The organism is Nocardia sp. NBC_01499, assembly GCF_045040275.1.
Taxonomy (GTDB): Bacteria; Actinomycetota; Actinomycetes; order Mycobacteriales; family Mycobacteriaceae; genus Nocardia.
Genome location: NZ_CP109426.1, coordinates 1,103,605 through 1,119,411, shown reverse-complemented (window position 1 = coordinate 1,119,411; position 15,807 = coordinate 1,103,605). Strand labels below are relative to the sequence as shown.

Annotated in this window: 14 protein-coding genes; 9 read left to right on the top strand and 5 right to left on the bottom strand. The window is 64.2% G+C overall.

The window, feature by feature from the left end; all coding sequences use genetic code 11:
- The first annotated feature begins 33 nt into the window (after positions 1-33).
- Both OG203_RS05040 and OG203_RS05035 read left to right on the top strand, forming a co-directional pair.
- Positions 34-1,203, top strand: a complete 1,170-nt coding sequence (locus OG203_RS05040) for an FAD-dependent monooxygenase (protein ID WP_405164484.1) — start codon at positions 34-36, stop codon at positions 1,201-1,203.
- Between the two features lie 13 nt (positions 1,204-1,216).
- Positions 1,217-2,224, top strand: coding sequence for a VOC family protein (locus OG203_RS05035; protein ID WP_405164483.1), 1,008 nt, complete (start codon positions 1,217-1,219; stop codon positions 2,222-2,224).
- Between the two features lie 86 nt (positions 2,225-2,310).
- Here the strand turns inward: OG203_RS05035 and OG203_RS05030 are convergent, their stop codons facing one another.
- Positions 2,311-2,928, bottom strand: a complete 618-nt coding sequence (locus OG203_RS05030) for a helix-turn-helix domain-containing protein (RefSeq protein ID WP_405164482.1) — start codon at positions 2,926-2,928, stop codon at positions 2,311-2,313.
- 336 nt (positions 2,929-3,264) lie between these two features.
- Here OG203_RS05030 and OG203_RS05025 point away from each other — a divergent pair, with 336 nt between their 5' ends.
- From OG203_RS05025 to OG203_RS05010, 4 genes are all read left to right on the top strand, one after another.
- Positions 3,265-4,599, top strand: coding sequence for an LLM class flavin-dependent oxidoreductase (locus OG203_RS05025; RefSeq protein WP_405164481.1), 1,335 nt, complete (start codon positions 3,265-3,267; stop codon positions 4,597-4,599).
- Positions 4,600-4,641: 42 nt separating this feature from the next.
- Entirely contained in the window at positions 4,642-5,208 is a 567-nt protein-coding gene (locus tag OG203_RS05020; RefSeq protein ID WP_405164480.1) for a flavin reductase family protein, read from the top strand.
- The gene (locus tag OG203_RS05015) at positions 5,208-6,488 is read left to right on the top strand and encodes a bifunctional 3,4-dihydroxy-2-butanone-4-phosphate synthase/GTP cyclohydrolase II (protein ID WP_405164479.1); all 1,281 of its coding nucleotides are present in this window, start codon (positions 5,208-5,210) and stop codon (positions 6,486-6,488) included. The genes OG203_RS05020 and OG203_RS05015 overlap by 1 nt, the downstream gene beginning before the upstream one ends.
- Positions 6,489-6,632: 144 nt before the next feature.
- Positions 6,633-7,622, top strand: a complete 990-nt coding sequence (locus OG203_RS05010; protein ID WP_405164478.1) for an amidohydrolase family protein — start codon at positions 6,633-6,635, stop codon at positions 7,620-7,622.
- 153 nt (positions 7,623-7,775) lie between these two features.
- On the opposite strand, the gene OG203_RS05005 is transcribed toward OG203_RS05010, so the two are convergent.
- Positions 7,776-9,041: an IS256 family transposase gene (locus OG203_RS05005; RefSeq protein WP_405162397.1), complete on the bottom strand. Its 1,266-nt coding sequence runs from the start codon at positions 9,039-9,041 to the stop codon at positions 7,776-7,778.
- Positions 9,042-9,279: 238 nt separating this feature from the next.
- Here OG203_RS05005 and OG203_RS05000 point away from each other — a divergent pair, with 238 nt between their 5' ends.
- Positions 9,280-10,080, top strand: coding sequence for a TY-Chap domain-containing protein (locus OG203_RS05000; protein ID WP_405164477.1), 801 nt, complete (start codon positions 9,280-9,282; stop codon positions 10,078-10,080).
- 162 nt (positions 10,081-10,242) lie between these two features.
- Here the strand turns inward: OG203_RS05000 and OG203_RS04995 are convergent, their stop codons facing one another.
- Entirely contained in the window at positions 10,243-11,157 is a 915-nt protein-coding gene (locus tag OG203_RS04995; RefSeq protein ID WP_405164476.1) for an alpha/beta fold hydrolase, read from the bottom strand.
- 91 nt (positions 11,158-11,248) lie between these two features.
- Between OG203_RS04995 and OG203_RS04990 the strand changes: the two genes are divergently transcribed.
- Positions 11,249-11,926 carry a winged helix-turn-helix transcriptional regulator gene (locus tag OG203_RS04990; protein ID WP_405164475.1) on the top strand — a complete coding sequence of 226 codons (678 nt, stop codon included), beginning with the start codon at positions 11,249-11,251 and terminating at the stop codon, positions 11,924-11,926.
- Between the two features lie 839 nt (positions 11,927-12,765).
- On the opposite strand, the gene OG203_RS04985 is transcribed toward OG203_RS04990, so the two are convergent.
- On the bottom strand, positions 12,766-13,275 hold the full coding sequence (locus tag OG203_RS04985) for a hypothetical protein (RefSeq protein WP_405164474.1): 510 nt from the start codon (positions 13,273-13,275) through the stop codon (positions 12,766-12,768).
- Between the two features lie 605 nt (positions 13,276-13,880).
- On the bottom strand, positions 13,881-14,144 hold the full coding sequence (locus tag OG203_RS04980; RefSeq protein WP_405164473.1) for a TetR-like C-terminal domain-containing protein: 264 nt from the start codon (positions 14,142-14,144) through the stop codon (positions 13,881-13,883).
- Positions 14,145-14,169: 25 nt separating this feature from the next.
- Between OG203_RS04980 and OG203_RS04975 the strand changes: the two genes are divergently transcribed.
- The gene (locus OG203_RS04975) at positions 14,170-15,108 is read left to right on the top strand and encodes a MerR family transcriptional regulator (RefSeq protein ID WP_405164472.1); all 939 of its coding nucleotides are present in this window, start codon (positions 14,170-14,172) and stop codon (positions 15,106-15,108) included.
- Positions 15,109-15,807: the final 699 nt, after the last annotated feature.

Below are 15,807 nucleotides of genomic sequence, written 5' to 3'. Positions count from 1 at the left end.
AACCACTTGTCCGAGCCGTGATCAGGAGTCGAAATGGGCGTAGCCAATGCACTCGTCGTGGGAGCCGGGATCGGCGGACTTGCCGCCGCGGCCGCACTGGGCCGCAAGGGGGTCGACGTTGACGTCGTGGAGATCCGGGAACCCGGGTCGGTGCTCGGAGTGGGCATCAATCAGCCGGGGAACGCGTTGCGCGCCCTCGATGCGCTAGGGGTCCTCGACGAGGTCCTCGCCGCAGGATTTCCCTTCGACGGCAACGACTACCGCGACCGGGACGACGAGCGGATCGTGCTCGTCCCCTCGGCCCTGGGAAGCGACAGAGTTCCGGCCAACTGCGGCCTGAGCCGCAGAGACCTGCACGATATCCTGCTGCGCGCCTCGAAGGCCGCCGGCGCGACCATCACGTATGGCACCGAGGTTAGGGATGTCGTTGACGACGGTACCGGCGTGGACGTGACCTTCAGCAACGGCGAGCATCGCAGGTACGACCTCGTGGCCGCCTTCGACGGGGTGGGTTCGGCGATGCGGCGCCGGGTCCTCGGCACGTCGCTCGTCCCGCAGTACACCGGCAGCGCCGTGTGGCGCAAGCGGCTCCCGCGCCTACCGGAGATCGTCCGCGTGACCATGTGGCACGGCGTCGGTGTCAAGGGCGGGCTGGTCCCAATGGACGACAAGACGATGTACATGCTGCTGGTCACCTCCGAACAGGCCACAGAACGCCCGGACGAGGCGGATCTCGCTTCCCGGCTGGCGACGCGCTTGGCCCAGTTCGCTGGTCCGCTAGCGCGCGTCCGCGACTGCTTGCGCGACGATCCGCATGGAATCGTCTACAGCCCGCTCGTCGAGGTGAACGTTCCACTGCCCTGGCACCGCGGGCGGGTGATCGTCCTCGGTGACGCGGCACACGCGACGACTCCGCACCTCACCCAAGGAGCAGCGATGGCGATCGAGGATGCTGTCGTCCTCGCCGACGAGGTCACCCGCGACCGGGGCCTGGAGGAGTCGCTGACCGCACTCGAGCGGCTACGGCATCCCCGCACCCAGCTCGTTCAGGAGACATCGCACAAGATCCTCGTCCAAGAGCAATCGGTCACGACCGAGACCCTCCCGCGTGCGACCGACGAGATGCGCGCCAACCTCGCCGAGCAGACCGACCGGCTCGAGTCGGTCCTCAACCAGCCCTTCCGGGCTACCGCACAGCACTGAGAAGGAGCCATCCATGACCACGCTACTCAGTCATCTCGCCTACCTCGAGATCGGCAGCCCCGTGCCCGCCGACTCGGTCGCCTTCTACACCGAGAAGTTCGGGATGCGAGTCGCCGACCGCGAAGGCGACACCTACTACCTGCGTTCCTGGGGTGACTACTACCGCTACAGCCTGGTCGTCGGCCCGGCCCCGGAGGCGGTGCTGAAGACGATGGCCTGGCGGACATCCAGTGCGGAAGCACTGCACGACGCCGTTCGGCGGATCGAGACGGTGGGAGGAGTCAGCGGCAGCTGGTCGGAATCCGGTCCCGGACACGGTCGTTCCTATCGCTTCGAGGGCCCTCTCGGCCATCCCATGACCCTGCTCTGGGAAATCGACGAGTACGACGCGGACCCCGGTCACCGGTCCGTCTTCCCCGACCGGCCCGAGAAACGCAGCCTCCACGCGGCGGCCCCGCGCTTTCTCGACCACGTGACGGTCGCGGCCTCGGATGTGCGGCGGTTCGCCGAGTGGTACTGCGAGGTTCTCGGGTTCCGGATCATGGCCTACACCGACCTGGAGGAGGCACCGGTCACCGTGTTCAGTGTCCTGACGACGAACGAGAAGTCTCACGACCTCGGGATCGTGCTCGATACGTCGGCCGCACCGGGGCGCGTGCACCACATCGCCTTCTGGGTCGATCATCCCGAGGACCTCACCCGCACCGCGGATCTGATGATCGAGAACGGGGTCCGGATCGAGTACGGGCCGGCTATCCACGGCATCGGGGAGCAGCACTACCTTTACTTCCGCGAGCCAAGCACCCTGCGGGTCGAGGTCAACTCCGGCGGGTACCGCAACTACGTCCCGGACTGGCGGCCACGCACATGGAAGCCCTCTGCGGGCTCGAACAACTTCTTCCGCAACTGGGACATGCCCGACTCGATGATGGAAGCGTTCCCAGCCGCCGAAGGGCGTACCGCCACCGAACAGGGCGCCCCACCGCAGCTGGAGCAGGAGTTGCTCAATGTTGCAATATAAGGACTTTCAATAGATCCTGCGGTCCGATTTCGAGCCGGGCCCAGATTCAGCGTCGGGGCGGCGTGGCGCCACCTCGATGCCGAGCCCTAGATCGACGGTGGGGTCACGACGACAATCATCTCGGCCTCGGCGGTCGTCAGGTTCCGCCACCAATGCGGCGTCGTTGCCGGATAGCTGAGGCTGTCGCCCGGCTCCATGACGAAAACTTCCTCGCCGATGTGGGCTTCGAGACGTCCTTTGAGGACGGTGGCGAACTCCTCGCCTTCGTGTTCGGAGGGAACCTCCCGGGTGTCGTAGTTTTCCGGAATCAGGCACCGGAACACTTCGAGCGCGCGGAGGAAGTCCGGGGTGAGCAGTTCGAAGACCACACGACTACGCGGAAACCCCAGCTGCTTTCGCGCATCGGCCCGGACCACCCCCACCGTGGGTGGCGGAAGGGTCCTGTTGGCCTGCGTGCCGCCGCCTTGCGCATGGGGTCGCCGTGCGCCGTCTTCGTCGAACAGTGCGCTGGGTGGAAGGTCGAACACCAGCGCGATCTTGTGCAAGTTCTCCAGGGACGGGTTGCCGACGCCCCGCTCGAGCTGACCGATCAGGCCCTTGCTGACCCCGGCCTGCTCGGCCAGTTCGGCCACGGTCCAGTCCCGCGCTTGCCGCTCGCCGCGGATCCGGCGCCCGACGATCGGGGACACCCGTTCGGTGCTCATGGGCGATGTCCAATCTCCTGGGGCGCGCTGACGTGGGGGCCCCATCATCGCACCGTGCCTGTCCAGCGGGGACCGCGACACTGCGGACGCCCGCTCAGCCGACACCCAATGATGCCATTTAAGACATTTTAATGTCCACTGTTGACATTATATTGTGTTCGAGTGACTATTGAGTGGTACCACAGACAGCTCCGGACTCTCCCGGGCAGTCGTTCCGGACATACCGCGGGAAGCGGTCGGGCCGCCGAGCCGTCCACTGACGCCGCGCGGGCCGCGTCACCAACGGTCGCGCGGAACATCCTGCGAGTCCTCACTCACCTCATCAGGAGGAACGCCATGCTCCACCTCGCCTCATTGCTCGCCACGCCGGGAGTTCACATCTACGGATGGCGGCATCCGGATGCCGATCCGGCCACGGATATGAACTTTGATTTCTACGCCGAAACAACCCAGGCCGCCGAAAGGGCGAAGCTCGACGCGATCTTCCTGGCCGACAGCGTCGCCGTCCCGGGCTATGAAAAACCGGAAGTCGCGACGACCGGAAAGTCCCAGTATCCCAAGCTCGCCGGACTGGAACCGATATCGCTGATCACGGCGCTGGCGCCGCTGACTCGCAATATCGGCCTCATCGCCACGATGACGACGACCTACAACGAGCCCTACCATGTCGCGCGCCGGATGGCTTCGCTCGACCACATCAGCAAGGGGCGAGCGGGGTGGAACCTCGTCACCTCCGAGGCCGAAGAAGAATCGTTGAATTTCGGATTCGAAAAGCATGTCGAGCATTCCCGGCGCTACGTGCGGGGAGGTGAATTTTGCGATGTCGTGACCGCGCTCTGGGACAGCTGGGACGAAGACGCCTTCGTGCTGGACAAGGCCACCGGCCAGATCTTCGATCCGGCGAAAGTCCGGCGCATCGACCACAAAGGCGAATTCTTCACCGTCCAGGGGCCGCTCAATGTTCCACGTCCCCCACAGGGACATCCGGTCATCGCGCAGGCCGGCGCGTCGGATCCGGGCAGAGAACTGGCGGCCCGCACCGCCGACCTCGCATTCGTCGCCGCCCAGACCGTCGACGAGGCCAAGGAATACTACGACGACGTCAAAGGCCGAATGAGCCGCTATGGACGACCGAAGGATTCGCTGCGGATCCTGCCCGGCATCGTCCCGGTCGTCGCCGACACCGATGAGCAGGCCGCCCGCATCGTGGACCAGCTCGCCGGCTTCCTGACCGACGAAGACGCGGTACGACAATTGCAACGGTGGGCCGGAGACCTCGACCTGACCACCCTCCCCCTCGACGCGCCGTTGCCGGACCTTCCCGAGGTCAACCATGCCAAGGGACGCCAGAAGATGCTCATCGATATGGCCCGCCGGGACAATCTCACCCTCGGTGAACTCGCTCGCCGCTTCGCCGGCACCCTCGGCCACCGCCTGGTCTTCGGATCCCCGCAGACCATCGCCGATGACCTGCAACTCTGGTACGAGAGCGGCGCGGCCGATGGGTTCATGCTCATTTTCCCCTACTACCCCCGGCCGGCGATCGACTTCTTCGACAAGGTAGTGCCCGAACTCCAGCGGCGCGGCCTGTTCCGAGCCGAATACTCCGGAACCACACTCCGCGAGAATCTCGAAATCCCCGTGCCCGCAAATCAGTTCCACAACTCCTGATCAGACGCCGCGAAATATCCGAAACATCAAGGTGGTAAGCAAATGAATTCTCAGAAAGGGTTCGCCGGCCGAACTTCGAAGGCGATGCGCGAGATCGACGGTCGAGAGGCGCCGTGTGCGGCTGTGGATGCTCTTCCGGCGGAGTTTCGTGCGGCGATGGCCGAGGTGTGCACCCCGATCTCCGTCGTGACAACCGTCGAGGACGGACGGCCGCACGGAACCACGGTGAGCGCCTTCCTCTCCCTATCGATGGCGCCGCCCATGGTCCTGGTCTCGCTGGGCAACCAATCGCGCCTGCTCGAGATCGTGTGGCGAACCGGCACCTTCGGACTGAACGTGCTGGCAGCAGGGCAATCGGAGTACGCCCGGCATTTCGGGACGAAGGATCCCGACAAGTTCGACGCGATCGACTGGTCGTACGAGCATGGGGTCGCGCGGCTTCCCGGGGTCGCGGTGTGGGTCGCGGGCACCGTGCACACGTTCGTCGAGGGCGGCGACCACATGCTGATACTCGGTGACGTGGCCGCGGTGGACGCCACGGAGTTCGCGCCGCTGACCTACCACGCCCACACCTTCGGGACACACGCGCGCTACGCCGAGGCGTCATGATGGCCGGCGAATCACCGGCAGCGCGAGTACGCCGCGCCGCTACCGCACTCGCCGTCGGCGGGTTGGTGGTCGTCGTGGACGGAGCCGACCGGGAGAACGAGGCCGACCTGCTCGGCGCTGCCGAGCTGATGACCCGCGAACAGATGACCTTCCTGGTGCGCCATACGAGCGGAATCGTCTGTGCGCCAATGAGTGCCGAGCGCTGCGCCGAACTGCGACTGCCCCAGATGGTCGAGCGTAATACCGACGCGCACAACACCGCGTTCACCGTCAGCGTCGACCACGTCGATTCCGGTACCGGCGTATCGGCGGCAGCGCGTACCCGCACGGTGCATGCGCTCGCGGATTGCGGCACTGCGCCGGAACAGTTGAACCGGCCGGGGCACGTCTTCCCGCTCCGCGCCCGCGACGGCGGCGTACTCGTGCGGCCGGGACATACCGAGGCCGCGGTCGATCTGCTCGCGGTCGCCGGAGTGAACCAGGTCGGGGTGATCTCGGAGCTGGTCGCGGCGGACGGGGAGATGCTGCGCGGCCATCAGGCGACGGAGTTCGCCGACGAACACAAGTTGCCTCTGGTCACCGTCGCCGATCTCGTGCATTATCGCCTGCACACCGAGAAGCTCGTGGAGCGCGCCGCATCGGCGACGCTACCGACTACATTCGGCGAGTTCCGGGCGATCGCCTACCGCAACACCGTGGACGGCACCGAACACCTCGCCCTGACCATGGGCGACATCACCGCCGCGAGCCACACCGGTCATGGTGTCCTCACCCGGGTCCACAGCGAATGCCTCACCGGGGACATCCTCGGCTCGACGCGCTGCGACTGCGGAGCCCAGCTGCGATACTCCGCTCAACTGATCGCCGACGAGGGCACTGGTGTCATCGTCTACCTGCGCGGACACGAAGGCCGAGGCATCGGACTGGCAAACAAGATCCACGCATACGCATTCCAGGACCAAGGACTGGATACCGTCGACGCCAATATCGCGCTGGGCCTGCCAGTGGACGCCCGCCACTACGACATCGGCGCCCAGATCCTCGTCGACATCGGGGCATCCCGGCTGCGGATGATCACCAACAACCCGGCCAAGACCGCTGGGTTGGAAGGCTACGACCTCGACATCGCCGGCCGAATCCCGCTGCCGACCACGCCAACCCAGCACAACCTTCGCTACCTGCGCACCAAACGCGACCGAATGGGCCACGACCTCGCGATCGGACGAGATCAACCCGCCATCAGCACGGTGGTTGGCAATAGCCGACCGAAACACCAGTGAGCAGACCGCAGTATCCGGTACCGGTGCGGCCATGGCCTACGCCCCCACTGCGGCAGGGGCATCTCCCACCGGGCGAGCGCCTGCTCACAAGCCGCCTGTTTGCGCAGCTGCACTCGTCTGAGCAATATGAGAACAGGAGTTCCTATGACCGACAGAAGCCCGGGCATGACCGACGGATTGATCGACGTGCACGCGCATTTCACCACCGAGGACTACATCCGCGCCGCCACCGCGGCCGGACACCGGGAAGCCGACGGCATGCCGGAAAGCTACTGGCCGCACTGGACCATCGAGGATCACCTCGCCCTGATGACCGACGCCGGAATCGACCGCGCATTCCTGTCGATCTCCTCACCCGGGGTGTACTTCGGCGACCCCGCCGCCGCCCGGCGACTGGCACGCGAGGTGAATCAGGCCGCCGCCCAGATCAAACGAAACCACCCGGACCGGTTCGGCTACTTCGCTTCCCTGCCACTACCCGACATCGACGGCGCACTCGACGAGATCGGCCACGCCTTCACCCACGGCGCCGACGGAGTGATCTGGATGACCAACACCGCCGGGCACTACCTCGGTGACCCCCAGCTTGCCCCGGTCCTCGCCGAACTCGACCGCCGCGGCGCCGTCGTGTTTGTGCACCCCACCAGCTGCGCCGGACACGAGGCCCTCGCCCTCGGCCGTCCACGTCCCATGGTCGAGTTCCTGTTCGACACCGCCCGCACCGTCATCGACTTCATCCTCAGCGGCGCCGCGCACCGCTACCCCCATCTGCGCCTGATCGTCCCCCACGCCGGGGGCGTGCTGCCCCTGCTGGCCGATCGACTGGAACTGTTCCGCACCCTGGCCGAGGACACCCACGGCCCTTCGGTTTCCGAACTGCTGCACCGCTTCTACTACGACCTAGCAGGCACCCCCACCCAATCCCAGATCACCGCCCTGTCCACCATCACCACACCCGAACACCTGCTCTACGGCAGCGACTACGTCTGGACCCGCCACCCCCAAGTCCTCCACGCCCTCACCACACTCGACACCACCTGGACCGAAACCGACCCCACCTGGCGTCAACAAACCACCCGCAACGCCCACCAACTCCTCGGCGCCACCCCGAACCAAACGAACAACCCGACCTGAACAACCACACCGCGCCATCGATCGGAAGCATCGACAGCGACAGTCGAACACGCTCATATCGGCATGGGCGCGCATTGAGAAGTGCTGTCAGCCAACCAGTTTGGACCGATGACGGGAGTTTCGGTTTAACGGTGGATCCGGTCTCGGTGTGGGTTAGTTCCCGGTCGGGTGGATCCGGCCTTCGAAGGTGATGGCGAAAGCGTTGAGGGCCGGTTTCCACCGCATCGCCCATCGTGCCCGGCCATGACCGGTGGGGTCCAGGGAACGGGTCACCAGATACAGGCATTTCAACGCCGATTGCTCGCTGGGGAAGTGCCCGCGGGCGCGGATCGCGCGCCGGTAGCGGGCGTTCAATGATTCAATCGCGTTGGTGGAGCAGATGATTCGCCGGATCTCGACGTCGTAGTCGAGGAACGGTGTGAACTCGGTCCAGGCGTTGTTCCAGAGTTTGACGATCGCCGGGTAGCGGCCACCCCATTTCGTGGTGAACTCGCCGAACCGTTCGCGGGCCGCGGCCTCGGTCGCCGCGGTGTAGACCGGTTTGAGGTCGCGGCTCATCTCGGCCCAGTGCTGACGGCCCGCGTAGCGGAAACTGTTGCGCAGCAAGTGGATTACGCAGGTTTGCACGATCGTGCGTTCCCAGACGGTGTTGATCGCCTCGGGCAGCCCCTTGAGTCCGTCACAGACGGCGATGCAGACGTCGGCGACGCCGCGGTTCTTGAGCTCTGTGAGCACTTGCAGCCAGAATTTGGCGCCTTCACCGCCCTCGCCGGCCCACAAACCCAAGATGTCGCGTTCCCCGGCGGTGGTGACGCCGATGACCACATAGATCGGGCGGTTGGCCACCTGACCATCTCTGATCTTGACGTGGATGGCATCGATGAACAGGACCGGATAGACGCGATCCAGGGGCCGGTTGCACCAATCGACCATCTCCGCGACAACCTTGTCGGTGATCGTCGAGATCGTGTCCTTCGACACCGAGGTTCCATAGATCTCGGCGAAATGCGCCGAGATCTCGCCGGTCGTCAGTCCTTTCGCGGTCAACGACAACACGATCTCGTCCACCCCCGACAGTCGCCGCTGACGCTTGCGGACGATCTTGGGTTCGAACGAGGAACTCGTATCGCGCGGGACATCGATGTCGACCGGACCGATCTCGGTGACCACGGTCTTGGATCGAGTTCCGTTGCGGGAGTTGCCACTTCCACGCCCAGCCGGGTCGTGCTTCTCATAGCCGACGTGCTCGGTCATCTCCGCTTCCAGCGCGGTTTCGAGCACGGTCTTGGTCAGTTGGTTGAGCAGCCCGCCCGGCCCGACCAGATCGATTCCTTGTTCCTTGGCCTGAGCGAGCAGCTGCTGGGCCAGCTTCTTGGTGTCCACCGCATCGTTGGTCACGGCATCGAGTGTCTCCGACATTCGTCGGTCCTTCCTGCCGAACCATCAGGTTCGGCCAATCGGACCGAGATCAAGATCCGCCGTTATCCCGACACTCCCCCGATGACCAACGCGCAATATGCGGCATGATCGCTCACTCGCTCCGACTGAAGGCGGAGTCGATGATCGCGACACAGAACGCCTTGCGTTGATTTCAGGACGATTCTGTCGCTGGGCATGGCGTGGGGGAATGTCGGTGGGTCTCGGTAGGGTCCGTGTCGTGTCAACGAGTATCGAAGTGGGTTTTTCCGTTTGCGGCCTATCACCTGAACATGCGCAGGCGGTGTTGGGTTTGTTCGAGCGGGTCGTGCGCGATGAGCGTTTCGAGCACGACGTCGACGTGGTTCGGCGGGACAGTCACGTGGGGAGCGTCGATGTGCGAGTCGTTTCGCTGCGACCGGTGATCTTCAGTCGCTTCTATCTCTGGCGACCGGCGTTCGAGGAGCGTTTGCAGCGCGAGGTCAGTGGGTTGGTGCCGGGTGTCGATGTGTCGTTCGAATGGGACTACCCCGAGCAGGAAGCGGAAGAGGAAGCGGAAGCCGCCGCCGAAGCAGCCGAACCGCGACCGGCACCGGCAAACTGGTCGGACTTCGCGCTGCGCCTGGCGATCGTGTTTCGGGCCGTTCCAGACGGAGGAGTGGTCATTGTGAGGACACACGGGAACCGGTTTACCCAGTTCTGGCGTAGTCACGACCGTCTGTTCTGTGAGATTGTTGCGGCCCAATTCTTGGAGGACGCGGATCCGATGGTCCGGGACGGGAATGCGGCGCTTGTGGCGGCGGGATGGGCTGCGCCCGAGCGGAACATGAACTGGCAGCGGGGCATCACCGTGCCAGCCTTCCCTACGACCTATCAGAGGCTGGCGCAACAAGTCGTCGATGCGTTGTCGCAAGTGTTGAAGATCCAGATGCCGGTCGAACTGAAGGTCCAGGCATGGAACGACGAAGGAAGCGGTCGGGAACCTGAGGTCGCGGTGCTCGGCCTGATGCGGGAACCCCAGACTGATCCCTATGCCTTATAGAATTGCCGGCTACCAGCACTGAACTTCCGACTACTGGTTGTTTGCTGCTGAACCGTCGGATACATGACGGTACCTAACTTCGGTCGCATAGCCCTCAGTGCCACGCACTCGCCCCAACTGAAGTCAGCTCGGACGGATGCGACACAGAACGCCTTACGCTGATTATCGTGTATTGCCGGGAGGCTGACTTTCGAAGAACGTCAGCAATCGCGTGGCCAGCCATTGCGGTTGCTCCTCGGGTGCGTAATGACCGCAGTCGGGGATTGTTTCGAGCTGCATGGCGTCGGTGTAGTCGTGGTAGCTGTGCGGGATTCCTCGTGAGAGCGGATCCCTGGCACCGTTGAGGTGCAAGGTCGGAACCCGTAGCCGGAGCAGGCGATAGTGCCGCAGGAAGTGCGGGACTTCGTGTAGCACGACGTTGCGGTTGAACGCGGCCGTCGCCGCGTATGCGGCGGGGGTGCGCATACGCTGCTGGTATACCTCGATCTCGTAGGGGCTGAGTCGACCATGATGTCGCCATGCGTGCAGGCTTCGCTTGCTGATCCAGTCTTGCAGTCGATGCGAATTTCCTTGCAAGGCAAGGAGGTACACATGCCAAGGGCCCAGGAACGCTGGTGGACGGATGCCGTCGGCGGTCCACGGGTGAACACCGGCCATCGCCACGTACTGCTCGAACCGATCGGGCCAGTTGAGACTGGCGCGATAGCCGACCACGAGTCCCCAGTCCCGCCCGACAATCCGAGCCCGGTGCACCCCTAGGTGATCCATCAGTTCGATCAGATCTCGTGCCAGCCGCTCGAAGGTGTATCCGCGGGCTCGTCCCTCCGACCAGCCCAGTCCACGGAGGTCGGGGCAGATGACGTGGTAGCGCTGGGCCAGCGGACCGAGCAGGTGGCGCCATTCCCACCAGTGTTGCGGCCAGCCGTGCAACAGAATCAGCGGTTCGCCCGCGCCGGCTTCGGCGTAGTGGATGCGCAGGCCGTCGATCTCCGCGAAACGGTGATGCACGTCAGCCTCGATGCCGGACGACAGCGCTTGCAGCGCAAGAGTTTCCGGGTCCATAAGCGGTGTTGTCACGGTGTCTCCGATCCGTCGTCGACCCTGCCACGAACGGTACTATATAATTTTGAAGTAGGCACTAGGTGATTCTGTATCTGGAGGACCCGCGATGGCAAGGCGCTCCTACAACCAGTACTGCGGGCTGTCTCGCAGCCTCGATCTTGTCGGTGAGCGTTGGACACTGCTGATCGTGCGCGAGCTGTTGGCAGGGCCCAAGCGCTACTCCGATCTGGTCGACGCGCTCGACGGCATCGGCACCAACCTGCTCGCCACTCGCATCAAGCAGCTCGACCAGGACGGCCTGGTCGCCCGCAGGTATCTACCGCCCCCGGCTGCCTCGCAGGTCTACGAACTGACGCCGGCGGGTCGTGAACTTGCCGCCGCCCTTGTCCCGCTGGCCATTTGGGGGTTACGTCATCGGTTCGACGAACCGCGGCGTCGCGACGAGAACTATCGCGCGGAATGGACCGTGGTGTTCCTGGCGGCACTGATCGACCCGGTCGCCACCACCGGGATGCATCTGGTCATCCAGCTCCGACTCGATGACTCCGCTGCGGCACTGGCTATCGATGACGGACGAGTGGCGGTGACTCCAGGAGAGGTCGACCACGCCGACGTCGTGGTCACCACCGATCTGAGAACCCTCGCCGAATTCGCTACCCGCGACCAGGCTCCCGACCTGGCCAAGGTCGCCGAACGACTCACCGTCGACGGCGACATGGCAGTCGCGCAACTGCTCTTCGAATTGCTGGCCGATCGCAGAGCCGGTTCGACCCCTGTGTGGTGAGTCCCTTCAGGGCTGTACTCGATCCGGTGTCGACACCGACCCACTGTCCCGGATCGGGAGGCACGATCGTCGGCAGAAGCGCGTGTCCGATCTGATGCGCGCTTCTCGGCAGGTCAGGACGCTCTCTGAGCGTCGGTGACGACGGCGCATGGGGTCTCTGGCCCGAGAGGTCCTGACACCCAGCAAAGAGGGGTTCCTGGCATATACGACTCCGGTTAACGACCCGGAGTTCGAGGGCCTGAGCCCCGAAGCGCTGCAGGGACCTCCCCCGAAACCCGCTCGCACGAGCAATCTTCGTGGGGAGCGGGCGAACGCTTTTCGCGGATTACGCCCGCAGCCCGTCGCGTAGTCGACCGGGCTGGCCGGTCGCGTTCGAGAGTGCGCGGGCGCTGGCGTCGACCTCGTCGGAACTCGCTATGCGGACCTCCGTCGTGCGTGGGTGGACCTAGTGGTCCAAAGATGTCCGCGGCTCAATTTCAAGGGGAGATACCCGCATTCGCGTCGATGGTCAACAGCGCACCCTTCGCTGAGCAGCCGCATCAAGACTCTGTGGCGTCGTCATCTCTCCGTGGAATCGGCCAGCGGTCGTCCGCCTCCTTTACGTGAGAGCATCTCGGACAGCTTCTTCTTTTGTTGCAGGTTGTGACCGGCTAGCTGCGCGATACGAGCTTGGGCGTTGGCGAGATCGGCGAGCGCAGCTAAATCCCTCCTCGGGCGAATGTAGCGAGTTCGTCGAGAGCTAACACATGCGCCAGGCCGCCTGTGGCCTGGCCCATGCGTTGATCGCTCCTTTCGGCGGTCAGCATCGACGCTGACCGGTCGAAATGCTGCGGCTGGCCTCAGTTCTTCTTGACCGGCTGGGTTGCCGCCGGGGCCGCGGCGCCGATGGTTGTGGTCGTGAACGTCGGCGTCGGGCTGGGGTAGCAGGAGACCGCGACATCCAACGGGCCGAGCGGGCTTTGGACGTTGGAGGTGAGTGTCATGCCCGGGTCGTCGTAGCTGGTCCCGGCATAGGTACTGGTGATGGAGCCCGAGGTGCCTGCCGTCACGTTGATCGTCTCCGCAGGCAGGGTGAAGTTCGCACCACCGGCGATCGGGCCGGGTACGTCCAGGGCGATATTGCCTCCGGAGGTATCAATGGTGCCAGCCACGGTTCCACCCGATGCGGTGGCCGAGACGAAGGTGGAGTTGGCCGGATATGGCGTTATCAGTTTCAGGTCATGAATGTTGTTGACGGTGTAGCCGTTGGAACTGTCGGGCAGCGATCCCGCGACCGGGGACAGTGTGATCGTCACGGCCGTACCACTTGCGGCGGTGGTCGGCGCGTCACCGGCTACCTGCGTGGTCATCGTCGAGGTCTGAGACTGGCCCAAGGCGGTTCCTTGGCATTGCCAGTTGACGGTGGCCGTGCCCTGTGGGACTGCACCGGCGGGCGCGGCCAGACACCAGGTCGCTGCCAAGGCAACCGGAGCGGCGGTGGCAACTCGGATGAGCACAGATGGAATCGATTTCATGATCTTTCTCCAGAATTCTATTGCAAGCGGCGTGGTTTCCGGAGAAACCACGCCATCATAAAGCGGAAACATAACTGTAACGCGTTCTATCTTGATTCGAGTGGTAGGTTTCCCCAGTTGCGACTTTGCGACTTTCGCAATGCAATACTTGCGGCTGTATCGAATTCCCTTATGCAGCAGTAGGTTTTGTGCGCTACGAACCGGGCGGTGTCATATTTGGCCGATATGGCACATATGGGCTATCTCGGTATCGCGCTGCACGGAAGATGCGAATGAGAACGTGTTGCAAGTAATAGATCTTCCTATCCTCGACCAGCACGATCGACCGCATGGGCAACTCCACCCGCTCGGTGCAAATGAACTGACGGCCGTACCGTCCGGCGCTCTCGCCGACCGATGCGCCAAGGCCGAGTGACGCGTACATCGGCAGGAGCGGACGGTTAGTCGTCAGTGAAAAGGCGGGCGCGTGCGGCTGTCAGTGTCAGCGCCGCGGCCGTGTCGGCGGCGTTGTCGTCGACCGGTTCGCCGGTGATCAGGACTCGGAAATAGATCGGTGCCACAAGCGTTTTGATCATCTCTGCGGGATTCGTGCCGTCGGGAATCTCCCCGCGGGCGCTGACCGCGCGCCCAGCGGCAGGAGAGGATGTTGCTGCGGCCGTCAGAGGTTGCCGGGATTCTGTTGTATTCAGGGCTTGAGTCTCCATCAGGGGGAGACGGGAGGGTTGGGGCATGGACGACGACACGCTCTTCACGATCGGGGCTCTGGCCGAGCGGACCGGGTTGAGGGTCAAGACGATTCGGTTCTACTCCGACAAGGGGATCGTGCCGCCGACCGATCACAGCCCTAACGGCTACCGGCTCTACAACGCCGATGCCGCCACCTGCCTGGAATTGGTACGCACGCTGCGCGAACTGGGCATCGACCTGCCGACCGTGACGCGGGTGCTGGCACGCGAGACCTCGGTGACCGCCGTCGCCGCAGCGCATGCCGACGCTCTCGACGTGCAGATCCGGGTCCTGCGTATGCGGCGGGCGGTATTGCGAGTGGTGGCCGAGCGGGGTTCCCACAGAGAGGAAATGAAACTCATGCACAACCTGATGCGCCTGTCCGAGGCCGAACGCCGTCGGCTGATCGACGACTTCGTCGACGCGGCCTATGGCGGCGTGGACGCGAATCCCGCCATGGTGGAGTTGGTGCGCACCAGCATGCCCGAGCTGCCGCAGGACCCGACGACCGCGCAGATCACGGCGTGGATGGAACTCGTGGAATTGGTACAGGACAACGACTTCCGTGACGCGGTCCGGGCGATGGCCGAGTATCAGGCGCGTGAACGTGCCGCAGGCGAGACCACCGGTCTGCATCACGACCTGACCGAAGCCGTCCGCGATGAAGTCGGCAAGGCGCTCACCGACGGACTGAGCGCGGACTCCGCGGCTGCTGCCGCGGTGGTCGACACGCTCGTCGCTCGCTATGGCGACACCTTCGGCAAGCCCGCCGACCCGCAACTGCGCCGCTGGATCCTGGAGCGTCTCGACGTCGCCAATGACCCTCGCGTAGAACGCTACTGGCGGCTGGTATCCGCCATCAACGGCTGGCCGGAACTGCCCGACATGGCCCCGGTGTTCACCTGGTTCGCCCACGCCCTGCGCGCCTACCCGGGCACATAGGCAGGCCTCGCATCTCCGCAAGACCTGACGGACTCAACGAATCGCCGCGCCCGTCAGGTCATCAGGTCCTCACATTCAGCAAGCTGGGTAGCCACGAAGGCGCGGTAATCGGTAGCGGACGTTCGGCCGACACCAACTGCCTCGAACCCTGTTCTACGGAAGGTAGTTTTTCGATGGACCGATCCCTGGACAGGCAACCTAACTGCCAGTGCAAGATGAGCAGTAGGACGGACAGGGCTGTCCGCTGCACTTCCCAACCGAGCGTGACTTCCCGTTCTCGCTTTTGCCCTTTCCTTTATTCGTGGGCTTGTCCATGTCTTGACCCTTACCGTTGTCCGGCTTGACCTGTTCGACAAGCCTGACCGGGTTGGCTGAGGCAGTGCCACTGCTCGAGTCAACACTTGTTGTAATGGCAGGCGATGGACCGCTGCCGGCATGAGCGATCGGGGTGGCGACTGCTAGAGCGGCGGCGAGGAAACTCGATACGACGATGCCCGATGCGGTCATACGCAGACGCATAGGTAATCCGTTTCTCTGAAGCGAACTCGGCGGCCGGACGGCGGACCGCCGTCCGCTGGATACGGTACGACTCACTATTCGTTCCACCCGGTAGGTATGGATGGGGCGGCGCGACCCTTTGATTCGATACGCGCGGCCTGAGGCGGGCCGCCAGCTGATTCCGGCATAGTTGTCTGGTCA

What these genes read in the sequence shown, in the direction of transcription:
- OG203_RS05015 (WP_405164479.1), top strand. Translation starts at nt 5,208, where the DNA reads ATGGCCGGCGAATCACCGGCAGCGCGAGTACGCCGCGCCGCTACCGCA.
- OG203_RS05020 (WP_405164480.1), top strand. Translation starts at nt 4,642, where the DNA reads ATGAATTCTCAGAAAGGGTTCGCCGGCCGAACTTCGAAGGCGATGCGC.
- OG203_RS04990 (WP_405164475.1), top strand. Translation starts at nt 11,249, where the DNA reads ATGGCAAGGCGCTCCTACAACCAGTACTGCGGGCTGTCTCGCAGCCTC.
- OG203_RS04975 (WP_405164472.1), top strand. Translation starts at nt 14,170, where the DNA reads ATGGACGACGACACGCTCTTCACGATCGGGGCTCTGGCCGAGCGGACC.
- OG203_RS04985 (WP_405164474.1), bottom strand. Translation starts at nt 13,275, where the DNA reads ATGACCACGCAGGTAGCCGGTGACGCGCCGACCACCGCCGCAAGTGGT.
- OG203_RS05030 (WP_405164482.1), bottom strand. Translation starts at nt 2,928, where the DNA reads ATGAGCACCGAACGGGTGTCCCCGATCGTCGGGCGCCGGATCCGCGGC.
- OG203_RS04980 (WP_405164473.1), bottom strand. Translation starts at nt 14,144, where the DNA reads ATGGAGACTCAAGCCCTGAATACAACAGAATCCCGGCAACCTCTGACG.
- OG203_RS05005 (WP_405162397.1), bottom strand. Translation starts at nt 9,041, where the DNA reads ATGTCGGAGACACTCGATGCCGTGACCAACGATGCGGTGGACACCAAG.
- OG203_RS05040 (WP_405164484.1), top strand. Translation starts at nt 34, where the DNA reads ATGGGCGTAGCCAATGCACTCGTCGTGGGAGCCGGGATCGGCGGACTT.
- OG203_RS05025 (WP_405164481.1), top strand. Translation starts at nt 3,265, where the DNA reads ATGCTCCACCTCGCCTCATTGCTCGCCACGCCGGGAGTTCACATCTAC.
- OG203_RS05010 (WP_405164478.1), top strand. Translation starts at nt 6,633, where the DNA reads ATGACCGACAGAAGCCCGGGCATGACCGACGGATTGATCGACGTGCAC.
- OG203_RS05035 (WP_405164483.1), top strand. Translation starts at nt 1,217, where the DNA reads ATGACCACGCTACTCAGTCATCTCGCCTACCTCGAGATCGGCAGCCCC.